This window comes from Mesorhizobium sp. M8A.F.Ca.ET.208.01.1.1 (genome assembly GCF_004791315.1).
In the GTDB taxonomy this organism is placed as follows: Bacteria; Pseudomonadota; Alphaproteobacteria; order Rhizobiales; family Rhizobiaceae; genus Mesorhizobium.
This window is the reverse complement of sequence record NZ_SRUT01000002.1, coordinates 1,003,843-1,016,832: the sequence shown is the minus strand read 5'-3', so window position 1 is coordinate 1,016,832 and position 12,990 is coordinate 1,003,843. Positions and strand designations below refer to the sequence as shown.

11 protein-coding genes are annotated in these 12,990 nt (G+C 62.2%); 9 read left to right on the top strand and 2 right to left on the bottom strand.

What is annotated here, in order from left to right; translation table 11 throughout:
- Window positions 1-12: 12 nt before the first annotated feature.
- From EN851_RS15470 to ftsH, 5 genes are all read left to right on the top strand, one after another.
- Entirely contained in the window at window positions 13-390 is a 378-nt protein-coding gene (locus EN851_RS15470) for a four helix bundle protein (RefSeq protein ID WP_127872128.1), read from the top strand.
- 242 nt (window positions 391-632) lie between these two features.
- The gene (pal, locus tag EN851_RS15465; protein ID WP_127279987.1) at window positions 633-1,139 is read left to right on the top strand and encodes a peptidoglycan-associated lipoprotein Pal; all 507 of its coding nucleotides are present in this window, start codon (window positions 633-635) and stop codon (window positions 1,137-1,139) included.
- A gap of 179 nt (window positions 1,140-1,318) precedes the next feature.
- Window positions 1,319-2,413: a tol-pal system protein YbgF gene (ybgF, locus tag EN851_RS15460; protein ID WP_127872127.1), complete on the top strand. Its 1,095-nt coding sequence runs from the start codon at window positions 1,319-1,321 to the stop codon at window positions 2,411-2,413.
- A 54-nt stretch (window positions 2,414-2,467) separates the two neighbouring features.
- A complete protein-coding gene (gene tilS / locus EN851_RS15455; protein ID WP_135929545.1) occupies window positions 2,468-3,835 on the top strand; it encodes a tRNA lysidine(34) synthetase TilS in 1,368 nt (455 codons plus the stop codon).
- 122 nt (window positions 3,836-3,957) lie between these two features.
- On the top strand, window positions 3,958-5,886 hold the full coding sequence (gene ftsH / locus EN851_RS15450) for an ATP-dependent zinc metalloprotease FtsH (RefSeq protein WP_127279662.1): 1,929 nt from the start codon (window positions 3,958-3,960) through the stop codon (window positions 5,884-5,886).
- A gap of 302 nt (window positions 5,887-6,188) precedes the next feature.
- Here ftsH and EN851_RS15445 read toward each other — a convergent pair whose 3' ends face one another.
- Together EN851_RS15445 and EN851_RS15440 are read right to left on the bottom strand one after the other, a co-directional pair.
- A complete protein-coding gene (locus EN851_RS15445; protein WP_135929544.1) occupies window positions 6,189-6,647 on the bottom strand; it encodes a hypothetical protein in 459 nt (152 codons plus the stop codon).
- A 237-nt stretch (window positions 6,648-6,884) separates the two neighbouring features.
- Window positions 6,885-7,724: a hypothetical protein gene (locus tag EN851_RS15440; protein ID WP_135919929.1), complete on the bottom strand. Its 840-nt coding sequence runs from the start codon at window positions 7,722-7,724 to the stop codon at window positions 6,885-6,887.
- Between the two features lie 369 nt (window positions 7,725-8,093).
- Here EN851_RS15440 and glmM point away from each other — a divergent pair, with 369 nt between their 5' ends.
- From glmM to EN851_RS15420, 4 genes are all read left to right on the top strand, one after another.
- The gene (gene glmM, locus EN851_RS15435; protein WP_127279665.1) at window positions 8,094-9,446 is read left to right on the top strand and encodes a phosphoglucosamine mutase; all 1,353 of its coding nucleotides are present in this window, start codon (window positions 8,094-8,096) and stop codon (window positions 9,444-9,446) included.
- Between the two features lie 243 nt (window positions 9,447-9,689).
- Complete coding sequence (locus EN851_RS15430; protein ID WP_135929543.1) at window positions 9,690-10,541, top strand: outer membrane protein; 852 nt, start codon at window positions 9,690-9,692, stop codon at window positions 10,539-10,541.
- Between the two features lie 207 nt (window positions 10,542-10,748).
- On the top strand, window positions 10,749-11,531 hold the full coding sequence (locus EN851_RS15425; RefSeq protein ID WP_135929542.1) for an outer membrane protein: 783 nt from the start codon (window positions 10,749-10,751) through the stop codon (window positions 11,529-11,531).
- Window positions 11,532-11,790: 259 nt separating this feature from the next.
- Window positions 11,791-12,966 (top strand): phosphoserine transaminase, encoded by a 1,176-nt coding sequence (locus EN851_RS15420; protein WP_127279678.1) that lies wholly within the window; start codon window positions 11,791-11,793, stop codon window positions 12,964-12,966.
- Window positions 12,967-12,990: the final 24 nt, after the last annotated feature.

Below are 12,990 nucleotides of genomic sequence, written 5' to 3'. Positions count from 1 at the left end.
AGAATTGAAGAGATGGAGAAAGCAGAAGGCTACGTAAAGCGAGCAAAGGATCTGGAGGTCTACAAGCGCGCTTACATGGTCTCTCTTACGGTTCACAAGGCCACGCTCGCTTTCCCCAAAATAGAGCAATACGCGCTGGCCGATCAGCTGCGGCGTTCCAGCAAAGGGATTTGCGCCAATCTGGCCGAGGGGTTTGCCAAACAGACCCACTCCAAAGCCGAATTCGCCCGGTTCGTTTCGATGGCCATGGGATCGTGCAGTGAAGTCGAGACGTGGATTTCATACGCATTCGACCTCGAATACATCTCACAGGCGCAACGGGACGAGTGGCTACAATCGTATGCCCATGTGTACGGAATGCTGGTGAACCTCAGAGAGAAGTTAAGGTGAACATCCTTCTTCAATTCTCCAGTTCTCCAACTCTTCAATTCCCCTTACATTCCCCCTTTTCCACGCCTTCGTCGCGTTTTGGCCGCATTTCCGCCTAGGGTCCGCGCCAACTGTGGCTTACGACAAACGGCTGCGGACGGGCGGCCTAAACCAAATTTTAACCGTGTTTCTTGAATGCCGGTTAACCCAAACGTGGTTACTGGGTGATCAACGAAATCACTCGAATACGAAGGAGAGGCGGCATGGGCCGTATCGCAGCACTTACCAGAAACCCGGTCATGATCGCGCTGGTGGCGATGCTCGCCGTCGCCGGTTGCGCCTCGAAGAAGACGCCGAACAACGCGGCCGATCTTGGTCTCAACGGCGCAGGTGCCGCAACGCCCGGCTCGGCGCAGGACTTCACCGTCAACATCGGCGACCGCATCTTCTTCGATACGGACTCGACCTCGATCCGGGCCGACGCGCAGACGACGCTTTCGCGCCAGGCGCAGTGGCTGAACCAGTACAAGCAGTATGCCATCGTCGTCGAAGGCCATGCCGACGAACGCGGAACGCGCGAATACAATCTGGCGCTCGGTGCCCGTCGTGCCGCCGCCACCCGCGACTTCCTGGTTTCCAAGGGCGTTTCGGCCAGCCGCCTCAAGACGATTTCCTACGGCAAGGAACGTCCGGTCGCCGTGTGCGATGACATCTCCTGCTGGTCGCAGAATCGCCGGGCCGTCACCACGCTCAGCGGCGCCGGTTCCTGATCGGCAAAAATACAACACACCTCTGCGAAAGGCGGCCTCCCGGCCGCCTTTTTCATATCCTGGGGCCCGAAACAAAATTTGGCCGAAGTCTCGCGCCCTGCTATGAGCCGAGGGCGCTTGGCTGGTCTCACATCGATTGGAAGGCGCGAACAAGCTAACGATTGGACGGCGAGAGGCACATGCATTTGAGATCGGTTCTGAGCGGCACGCTTGCGCTGCTGCTCCTATCAGGCGTAACCGCTTTGGCGAGCGGTTCGGGGCAATCAACCGAGAGCGGGTTTTCGTTCCATCTGCCGACACTTGAGTTGCCCAGCCTTTTCGGTGAGAAGAAAAAGCAGGATCAAGTCCAGCTCGCGCAGTCGAGCGGCGTCGGCGTGACCGGGCTCGAGGACCAACTGCGGCAGCTGACCGGCAAGGTCGAGGAACTCAATTTCCAGATCTTGCAGATGCAGGAGCAGATCCGCAAACAGCAGGAAGACAACGAGTTCCGTTTCCAGCAGCTGGAAGGGGGCTCGCAAGGCGGACAACCGCCGGCGCAGAAGAAATCAGATGCCACCACCGGAACCAACACCGACGTGGCCTCGGCCCCGGCAACCCAGGCGCCGGCTGATGCCGGCGCCGCGCCCGGCGGCGATCAATCCACAGGCGGCAAGACGGTCGAGGACGTCATCGTCGAATCGCCCGACGGTGACCCCGGCAAGCTGATCCCCGGCAAGGGAGCGCCCGAAAAGACTTTTGGGTCCATCACCGTCGACAAGAACGGCAATGTGATCGATGCCGGCGGCAGCACGCAGGCAACCGCGCCGGCACAGGACACCGCACCTGCCGCCAGCGCACCTGCCAAGGCTGGCAAGTCCGGCGGCACGCAGGTCGCGGCGCTGCCCGCCACCAACAATCCCGAAGAGCTCTACCGCAACTCCTACCAGTTCATCCTGTCGGGCGACTACGGCACCGCCGAACAGGGTTTCCGCGACCATATCTCCCGCTTCCCCAAAGACGCCAAGACGGCGGACGCGCATTACTGGCTGGGGGAATCGCTGCTTGGCCAGCAGAAATACCGCGATGCGGCGGAAGTCTTCCTCGCTGCCAGCAAGGACTATCCCAAGGCCAAGAAGGCACCCGACATGCTGTTGAAGCTCGGTGTGTCGCTGGTCGGCCTCAAGCAGCATGATGTCGCCTGCGCCACCTTCAGCGAGGTCGGCAAGCGCTATCCCGATATTTCCAGCACACTCAAGGAACGCGTCAAGCAGGAGAAGGCCCTGGCTGCGTGCTGATCTTTCCCGGGGATGTCGCAGTCCCAAACCGGGGACTTTTGGACGAATGCATTGATGCTCGACACCGGGCCTGAGTTTTCGACGAGACTTTTTTCGCATATCGATTTTACCAACGGCGCCGTTGCGGCCGTATCAGGCGGCAGCGACTCGATCGCGCTCCTTCTTCTTCTCAAACAGCATCTCGACAATACCGCGCCGTCCACGAGGCTGCTCGCGATCACGGTCGATCACGGCTTGCGGCAGGGTTCGGCTGGTGAGGCGCAGGCCGTGGCGCAGCTTTGCGCGGAGCGCGGCATCGCCCACCGCATCCTCGCCTGGTCGGGAGAAAAACCATCGACCGGCCTGCCTGCGGCAGCGCGCGAGGCGCGCTACCGGCTGCTCGCCAGCGCCGCCCGGGCGGAGGGCATCGGCCTGATCGTGACCGGACATACATCGGACGACCAGGCCGAGACGGTGCTGATGCGGCGCGATCGCAACGATGCGGGCCGCGATGAAGGACGGGGCCTTGCCGGCATGGCGCCCGCCACCTTGCATGACTGGCGCGACTGGATCGTGCGACCGCTTCTTGGCGTCCGGCGCTCTGTGCTGCGCGATTTCCTGCACCGCCAACAGGTCGGCTGGGCCGAGGACCCGACCAATGCCGATGAAGCCTTCGAGCGGCCGCGCATGCGCGCGGCCCTTGCCGGGGAGGCCGGCGCACAGCGCATGAACGACGCGCTGGCGTTGGCGGCACAGGCGGCCGGCGCCCGCATGCGGCTTGGCGCCAAGGCCGCCTCTCTGGTCGAGCGCTTTGCCAGCCGGCCGGCGACGGGTCTCGTCCGGCTCGACCCGGCCCTGCTCAGCGCCGGCGACGACCAGGCGGCCGTCTACGCGCTGCGCATTCTCCTGGCGACGACAGGCGGGATTGCCTTCCTGCCGGACCAGGCTCGCAGCGAGGCGTTGTTCGCCCGGCTGAAGGCGGGGTTTCTTTGCGCCACATTGTCGCGGACGGTGATCGACTTCCGGCGCGCCGGCATCTTCCTGCGCCGGGAAATGCGGGGCTTGCCGGCGGCAGCGGCAACGGTCGACGCCACCATCTGGGATGGCCGCCGCCAAATCACATTGCACGACGCCAGCGGCGCATTGTTGATCGCCCCATTCGGGGCGTTGGCGGCGAAGCGGCTGGCTGTAGGCCGGGGCGAAACCCCGCCAAGCCTGATGCGCGCGGCATTGGCGGCTGAACCAGGCCTGCTGCAAGCCGTCGAAAAGGCCGGTTCGGCGCCTGATTGGCCGACATCGCAAGGGTTTGCGGCCTCGCCAGTCGTTGCTCCCTTCGCCCGCTTCCTGCCGTCCTTCGATCTGGCCCCGGCGCGCGCCGTCGCCGGGTTGATCGGCGCGGCGCCGTTTCCCGCCTTGCCATTCGCCGGCCACAGTGCCGGTTGATGCTGCGCGAAAGCTTAACCCAGACATGCTGTTCTGCTTGGCAAGGGGGGACGCTCTCCCTATGTTAGGCCCAAGTTTCCTCTCATGATGCTGTCCGCTCGCGGACACCAACGGGACAATTGATGAATCCGAACTATCGCAACCTCGCGCTCTGGGCGATCATAGCGGTCCTGCTCATCGCCCTCTTCAATCTGTTCCAGACGCCGCAGACGCGCGGGGCTTCGAGCGATGTGCCTTATTCGCAGTTCCTGCAGGATGTCGCGGCCGGCCGGGTCAAGACGGTGACCATCGCGGGTGCCCGCATCACCGGCACCTACACCGACAATTCCAGCGGCTTCCAGACCTATTCGCCCGGCGATCCCCAACTGGTCTCGCGGCTGCAGGACAAGAACGTCACCATCAATGCGCGGCCCGAGACCGACGGTTCCAATTCGCTGTTCGGCTACCTGATCTCGTGGCTGCCGATGATCCTCATCCTCGGCGTGTGGATATTCTTCATGCGCCAGATGCAGTCCGGCTCCGGGCGCGCCATGGGCTTCGGCAAGTCGAAGGCCAAGCTCCTGACCGAGGCGCATGGCCGCGTCACCTTCCAGGACGTCGCCGGCGTCGACGAAGCCAAGGAAGATCTTGAAGAGATCGTCGAGTTCCTGCGCGATCCGCAGAAGTTCCAGCGCCTCGGCGGCAAGATTCCGCGCGGCGTGCTGCTGGTCGGTCCTCCCGGCACCGGCAAGACGCTGCTTGCCCGCTCGGTCGCCGGCGAAGCCAACGTGCCGTTCTTCACCATTTCAGGTTCGGATTTCGTCGAGATGTTCGTCGGCGTCGGCGCCAGCCGCGTCCGTGACATGTTCGACCAGGCCAAGAAGAATGCGCCCTGCATCATCTTCATCGACGAAATCGACGCCGTCGGCCGCCATCGCGGTGCCGGTCTCGGCGGCGGCAATGACGAGCGCGAGCAGACGCTGAACCAGTTGCTGGTCGAGATGGACGGCTTCGAATCCAACGAAAGCATCATCCTGATCGCCGCCACCAACCGGCCCGACGTGCTCGATCCGGCGTTGCTGCGTCCCGGCCGTTTCGACCGCCAGGTGGTGGTGCCCAACCCCGACATCGTCGGCCGCGAGAAGATCCTCAAGGTGCATGTGCGCAACGTGCCGCTGGCGCCCAATGTCGACCTCAAGGTCGTCGCTCGTGGTACGCCCGGCTTCTCCGGCGCCGACCTGATGAACCTTGTCAACGAATCCGCGCTGATGGCCGCGCGGCGCAACAAGCGCCTCGTCACCATGGCCGAGTTCGAGGACGCCAAGGACAAGATCATGATGGGCGCCGAGCGCCGCTCGTCGGCCATGACCCAGGCCGAGAAGGAGCTGACCGCCTATCACGAGGCCGGCCACGCCATCCTGGCGCTCAACGTGCCGTCGGCCGATCCGCTGCACAAGGCAACCATCATCCCGCGCGGCCGCGCGCTCGGCATGGTCATGCAGTTGCCGGAAGGCGACCGCTACTCCATGAGCTACAAATACATGGTCTCGCGCCTCGCCATCATGATGGGCGGCCGCGTCGCCGAGGAGTTCAAGTTCGGCAAGGAGAACATCACGTCGGGTGCCTCCTCCGACATCGAGCAGGCGACCAAGCTGGCGCGCGCCATGGTCACGCGCTGGGGCTTCTCCGACAAGCTCGGCCATGTCGCCTATGGCGATAACCAGGAAGAGGTCTTCCTTGGCCATTCGGTGGCGCGCACGCAAAACATCTCGGAAGAGACGGCGCAGATCATCGATGCGGAAGTGCGCCGGCTGATCGACGACGCCTATTCGACGGCGAAGTCGGTGCTGACCAAGAAGAAGAAGGAATGGATCGCGCTGGCGCAAGGCCTGCTCGAATACGAGACACTGTCCGGCGAGGAGATCAAGCAGTTGATCGCAGGGCAGAAGCCCTCGCGCGACCTTGGCGACGACACACCGCCGAGCCGTGGCTCGGCCGTTCCGAAGTCCGGAGGCCGCCGCAAGAAGGGTCCCGAGCCCGAAGGCGGCATGGAGCCGCAACCGCAGGGCTAGAGCGGTTCAGCGTTTGATAATCGCTAACCCGCTCTAACTCTTTGTTTTCACGCAATTCCGGACGGAAAACCGCTACGCACTTTTCCTGGAAATTGCTCCAGAACTCAAGGGGCGCGCCGGACGTACGTTGGAGCGTCACCCCTCGGGCTTGTTCCGATGACCTGCAAACGCAGTTGGCGGTTTCCAACTCATACCCGGCGCCCAGATGTCGCCCGACAGCAGATCCTCGGGACAAGCCCGAGGATCACGGCTCAACGTCTGCGTGAAAAACTGTGAACCGCTTTATCCGCCGTATTCGACTTTTATGATTCAGCTTTCAGCCGCGCATTGCAAAGGCTGTAATAACCGCCGCCCTTCTGGACCCAGCGAAGGCCGTTCAACGTACCCGCCTCCTTGTTGCCGTGGTAACCCTGCAGGCAGGTCTTCATCCGCGCCTTCGCGGGCTTTTCGGTCTTGAACTCGGCGGCGAGGCTGGTCGGGAATGTCACGCCCACCGGCGCTACAGTTGGGGCGACCGCCGCGCTGGTTTCCTTTTTCGGCTGCGGCGTGGTTTCGACCGTATCCGCGCTGACACTCTCGGCGGCGGACGTCGCGCATTTCTCTTTGCGGAAAGCGGCCCAGTCCATGCCGTTCAGAGCGCCGCCTTCCTTGGCTGTCCGATAATTCTCGCCGCATTCCTTCATCGTCAGTGCGCTTGCAGGGGCGACGCTCCAAGCAACAAATGCGGTCGCAGCCAATACCGCCAATTTCAAACTGTGCATAAGACCCTCCTGGTTGATAATAAGCTTGACGTCCTTTTGTATACGTTTTGTTCTTTGTATGTTCAACCGGAATCTTTGCGGATTATCGATGAGCCTGGCGGGGGCAGTGTAGGCGAATTGATGATGCCGGCAGCCCCCGTGACATGCGTGCAAAGCCGCAGGCGTCTTCGCGCGCAACAAAAAGGCCCGCGCATCTTGCGATGCGCGGGCCTTTGTTTGGAGACTATGGCTACGCGATCAGCCCTTCAGCTTGGCATTGCAGAGGCTGTAGAAGCCGCCGCCCTTCTGGATCCACTTCAGGCCGCCGAGCGCGTTGGCGTCCTTGAGGACATAGTACTGGTCGAGGCAGGTATGCATGCGACCCTTTCCGGGAGTTTCGCTGGCATACTTCGCCGAGATCGCGGACGGGAAGGTGACGCCCTTGGGCGCAACCGTCGTCGGCTTTGCCGGCTCCTTGGTGTAACTGGCCTCGCTCGGGGCGGGCACGGTGTCGTCGTCGGACGCGCTGGCGCCGCATTCAGCCTTGCGGAAGTCGTTCCACTTCATGCCCTTCAGGGTGTTCGCCGTCTTGGCGGCCTGGTACTTGGTGCTGCATTCTGCCATGCTCAGACCCTTGCCAGAAGCAGCGGCCGGAGCTGCCGCCGCCTTGGTGGTCGCCGGTTTGGTGTCGGCGGCAGCGGATGCACCAGCGGCACATTCAGCCTTGCGGAAGTCGTTCCACTTCATGCCGTTCAGCGTGCCGGCGGCCTTGGCCGCCTGGTACTTGGTGCTGCATTCCTTGGCGGTCAGGCCCTTGGCCGGGCTGTCGGCAGCCGCGGCCGCAGCCTTGGTGGTCTTGGCCGGCTTGGTTTCAGTCGCCTTGGTGGTGGCAGCCTTGGTTTCGGTGGTGGCCGCGGCGTCGGTACCGCATTGCGCCTTGCGGAACTGGTTCCAGGTCGCCCCCGCAAGCGTCCCCGCGTCCTTGGCGGCGTTATACTTCGTGCTGCACTCGGCCATCGTCAGCGCGTTGGCTGGCGCGGCCAGCAGCAACGTCGCGACCGCGAGGCCGGTGAGAGTGGCAATTCGGTGGATGAGCATAGCGTTTCTCCGTGGCTGAAGCCCATTATACGTCCCAGCGAATCAATAACGCTCAACGGTCGGTTGCGCCAGATGCCAGGTGGCTTATATATCGCCGGAAATCGCCTTCTAACGACAAGGTGATGAAATCATTTGACCTTACGGCCGCCGAGCTAAGAATTCTCGGGGTGCATCCGCGCTCGATGGCTCGCAAAACTGGTATATTGTGGCGCAACGGTGGCTCGGTAACAGGACGCCACCAGGTTGTGTGCAGTGCACAACAATGATTTTCTAAGGATTGGTAACATATAATCACACAATGTGATCGGGGCACGACGGCCAATTGTGGCATGAGGTGCCGGCTAAGGACAATCAGGGATACTGGCTAGCATGGCAGGGAATTACTTCGGCACGGACGGCATTCGCGGGCGCGCCAACAAGTTTCCGATGACCGCGGAAATCGCCATGCGGGTCGGCATGGCCGCCGGCCTTTCGTTCCAGCGCGGCAGCCATCGCCATCGTGTCGTGCTCGGCAAGGACACCAGGCTTTCCGGCTACATGATCGAGAACGCGATGGTGGCCGGCCTTTGCGCCGCCGGCATGGACGTGTTCCTGCTCGGCCCGATCCCGACGCCGGCGGTGGCCATGCTGGTGCGTTCGCTGCGCGCCGATATCGGCGTCATGATCTCGGCTTCGCACAATCCCTATTACGACAACGGCATCAAGCTGTTCGGCCCGGACGGCTACAAGCTCTCCGACGAGATCGAAGAACGCATTGAGAGCATGCTCGACAAGGACATCGAACTGGCGCTCGCCGATTCCGACGGGCTTGGCCGCGCCAAGCGCGTCGATGGCGTGCACGACCGCTACATCGAATTCGCCAAGCGCACCTTGCCGCGCTCGATGTCGCTTTCGGGTCTCAGGATCGTCGTCGACTGCGCCAATGGCGCGGCCTACAAGGTGGCGCCAGAGGCGCTGTGGGAGCTTGGCGCCGAGGTCGTGGCCATCAATGTCGAGCCCAACGGCTTCAACATCAACAGGGAATGCGGTTCGACCCATCCGGCCGGGCTGCAGAAGAAGGTGCATGAAGTGCGCGCCGACATCGGCATCGCGCTCGACGGCGATGCCGACCGCGTCGTCATCGTCGACGAGAACGGGGCCATCGTCGACGGCGACCAGATCATGGCGCTGATTGCCGAATCCTGGCACCAGAGCGGGCGGCTGGCCGGCGGTGGCGTCGTTTCGACCGTCATGTCCAATCTCGGCCTTGAACGCTTTCTCGGCGACATGAAGCTGCAATTGCACCGCACCAAGGTCGGCGACCGCTATGTCGTGGAGCATATGCGCGCGCATGGGCTCAATGTCGGCGGCGAGCAGTCGGGTCACATCGTGCTGTCCGACTTTTCGACCACCGGCGACGGTCTGGTCTCGGCGCTGCAGGTGCTGGCCTGCATCAAGCGGCAGGGCCGCCCGGTCAGCGAACTGTCGAAGAAGTTCGAGCCGGTGCCGCAACTGTTGAAGAACGTTCGCATCGCCGGCGGCAAGCCGCTGGAGGAGGCCCTGGTCAAGGCCGCGATCGAAGACGCCCGTCACCGTCTCGGCAAGGCCGGGCGGCTGGTCATCCGCCCATCCGGCACCGAGCCGCTGATCCGTGTCATGGCCGAGGGCGACGATCCGCAACTGGTCGAGGCCGTCGTCAACGACATCGTCGGGGTCATCTCGGAAACCCGCAGCGCCGCCTGACATTCGCCCGCCGGAAGGCGCCGCCGCCTTGCTTGCATCGAAGCCCGCCGCCGGCGGGCTTTTTGTTGGTCGGAGAACCGGTTCATTCTGTCGAAATCATCGCCAGATCTCCTGGATTTTAGAGATTCGTGGTTAATCGACAAGGTTAAACGCCTTTTAACTTTTGCAATTCATTATCCACGCCTGAAAGCCAATTTCATTCGGACACGATCGCCGTTCCGAGGGTTTCTAGGGGTGACAAGCATGTTCAATACAGCAAGAAAGGCCCTGTTCGCGCTGCTGTTCGCGGGCTTGGCCTGGCCGGTACTCGCAGCTGATCTGCCCGAACCGCAGGTCGAGGAAGCGCCACCGCCGGTCTATGAGCAGCCTGTCGATGTCGGCGGATGGTATATCCGCGGCGACCTCGACTATCACAAGTCGAAGGTGGGTGACATCGACTACGTCACCTATGGGGCCGCGCCCTGCCCGTGCGGACCTCCCGTCGGGGTCGCCGGCAGCAAGAGCTTCGACTACGGCAAGCTCAAGGGCGGCTTCTCGCTCGGCGGCGGCGTCGGCTACAAGATCAATGAACACTTCCGCACCGACCTGACCGCCGATTATTGGTTCAAGTCGAACTTCAACGGCGCCACCTCGGATCTCACCACGACCTCCACCGAAGTGTCGAAGATGAGCGCCTTGCTGCTGCTGGCCAATGCGTATGTCGATATTGGCACCTGGCATGGCATCACGCCCTATGTCGGCGCCGGCATCGGCGGTGCGCGCGTCAAGTGGGATACTGTCTACGATCCGAACACGACCGAGTCCAACCCCGGAACATCCAGCTGGCGCTTCGCCTACGCGGTCATGGCCGGCGCCTCCTACTGTCTGACCGACAAAGTCATCCTCGATGCTGGATACCGTTTCTCCCATATTCAGGGCGGTCGCATGTTCGAGTATGGTCCAAGCGGCGCCACGCCGGGCGCCGGGCCGGGCTTCGATCACGGCTTCAACACCAACGAAGTGCGCGGTGGCTTGCGCTATCAGTTTGGCGGTAACAACGGGTGCAGCGTACCGGTTGCCTATCAGCCCGAACCCGAGCCGATCTACACCAAGTAATCGTCTAGAAGTTCCAAGAATTCGTCGACCGCCCGGCATCAGCCGGGCGGTTTTCGTTTGAGATGATCCGGGGTGAGTCCGTTCGAAATCAATTAGCTAACGCTCTGTTAGCCTTAACCGGCACTTAACCACTATGGTTAACAATGCTCCTTGAAACGATGGCTGCCTGCGTGATCGCAGGTGTCGCCAAATCGGGAGTCGGGGACCATGACACTCATATCGCGTATTGCGTTGGCGCTTGCCGAATTTGGCCTCTTGCCACTGACATCGGCGCTCGCCGCCGATTACGATCCTCCGGTCTATGTCGACCAGGCGCCGGACTATGTGCCGGTCGAGGTCGGCTCCGGATGGTATCTGCGCGGCGACGTCTCCTATCTGGTGCAAAAGAGCTTCAAAAACGGGGATTTCACCTTCCCGTCGGCGATCAACAACGAAAACTTTAGCGAGAGCAACAAAGCGGCCTTCGCGAGCATCGGTTTCGGCTATCATTTCACCGACTATCTGCGCGCCGATCTCAACCTCGGCTATTTGCCCGGTAACGACGTCAGCTTCAGCTATGACGATTCAGCGGTCGTCACGCTGCCGACATTGTCGACCCAGGGATCGGGATCGCTGAAGAACTATGCCTTCTCGGGGATACTCAATGGCTATGTCGATCTCGGCACATATGTCGGAATCACGCCCTATCTCGGCGCCGGCATCGGTGTTGTCCGCAGCAGGCACACGCTTTCGGCGACTTACACGGATAACAATGTCCCCGCCAACAGTTTCAACCTGCAGGACAACAAGACACAGTATTCCTTCGCCTATACGTTGAATGCCGGCCTTGCCTATCAGGTTTCCAAGAACGTTTCCGTCGATCTCGGTTATCAGTATTTCTCGGCCCCCGACGCCGAATATGTGACGGCCGAAAGCCTGACCTCCTTCCCGGTCCACAAGGGAATCAGCAATCACCAGGTCAAGCTGGGGCTGCGCTACGATCTCTGGTAGGTCCCGCACAGATCAGCATTTCGGCGGCGGATCCCTGCGGTCCGCCGTCTGCATTTGAAATCACGCGATCCTGATCACGGACATTCTTGTTTGATGCATGTCGTCGACCCAAAACCGCCGGGCACTTTTGGGCGACATGCATTTGGTATCCCGGCAGCGACAAAAACTTTCCTCTTGACGCCCGAGGCCTGAACGCATATCGCCGTCCGTGGGCCACCCCTCCCCAACGAGGGGCCACTATCTGGAAGGATAGACCACGATGACGACGCATACGAAGCCCGGATTCCGTCCGGTAAATCCCAATTTTTCCTCAGGTCCCTGCGCAAAACGTCCCGGCTGGTCGGTCGAGGCGCTGAAATCCGCTGCGCTCGGCCGCTCCCACCGCGCCAAGATCGGCAAGACCAAGCTCGAACAGGCGATCGAGCTGACGCGCGAAATCCTGCAAGTTCCGGCGGACTATCGCATCGGCATCGTGCCGGCATCGGACACTGGTGCCGTCGAGATGGCGCTGTGGTCGCTGCTCGGCGAACGCGGCGTCGACATGGTCGCCTGGGAAAGCTTTGGCTCCGGCTGGGTGACCGACGTGGTCAAGCAGTTGAAGCTCGCCGATGTGCGCAAGATCGAGGCCGGCTACGGCGAATTGCCGGATCTGGCCAAGATCGATTTCGACCGCGACGTTGTCTTCACCTGGAACGGCACCACGTCGGGCGTGCGCGTGCCGAACGGTGATTTCATCCCAGCCGATCGCAAGGGCCTGACCATCTGCGACGCGACGTCGGCCGCCTTCGCGCAAAGGCTGGACTTCGAGAAGCTCGATGTCGTGACCTTCTCCTGGCAGAAGGTGCTGGGCGGCGAGGGCGCGCATGGCATGCTGATCCTGTCGCCACGTGCCGTCGCGCGGCTGGAGAGCTACAAGCCTTCATGGCCGTTGCCGAAAATCTTCCGCCTGACCTCGGGCGGCAAGCTGATCGAAGGCATCTTCAAGGGCGAAACCATCAACACGCCATCGATGCTTTGCGTCGAGGACTATCTCGATGCGTTGAACTGGGCGAAGTCGATCGGTGGCCTCGATGCGCTGATTGCCAGGGCGGATGCCAATGCCGCCGTGCTCGACCGGTTCGTGGAAAGCTCATCCTGGCTCGGTCATCTCGCCGTCGCGCCGGCGACACGCTCGAACACGTCGGTCTGTCTGTCCTTCAGCGATCCGGATATCGCGGCGCTCGACGCTGACGGGCAGGCGGCGTTCGCCAAGGGGCTTGTCTCGACGCTCGACAAGGAAGGCGTCGCCTACGACATCGGTTCCTACCGCGATGCCCCGCCGGGATTGCGCATCTGGTGCGGCGCAACCGTCGAGACCTCCGATCTCGAAGCGCTGCTGCCCTGGCTCGACTGGGCCTTTGCCAGCCAGAAGGCGTCGCTGAAAGCGGCTGCCTGAGGTACTCCGCGGCGGCCCGAGGGC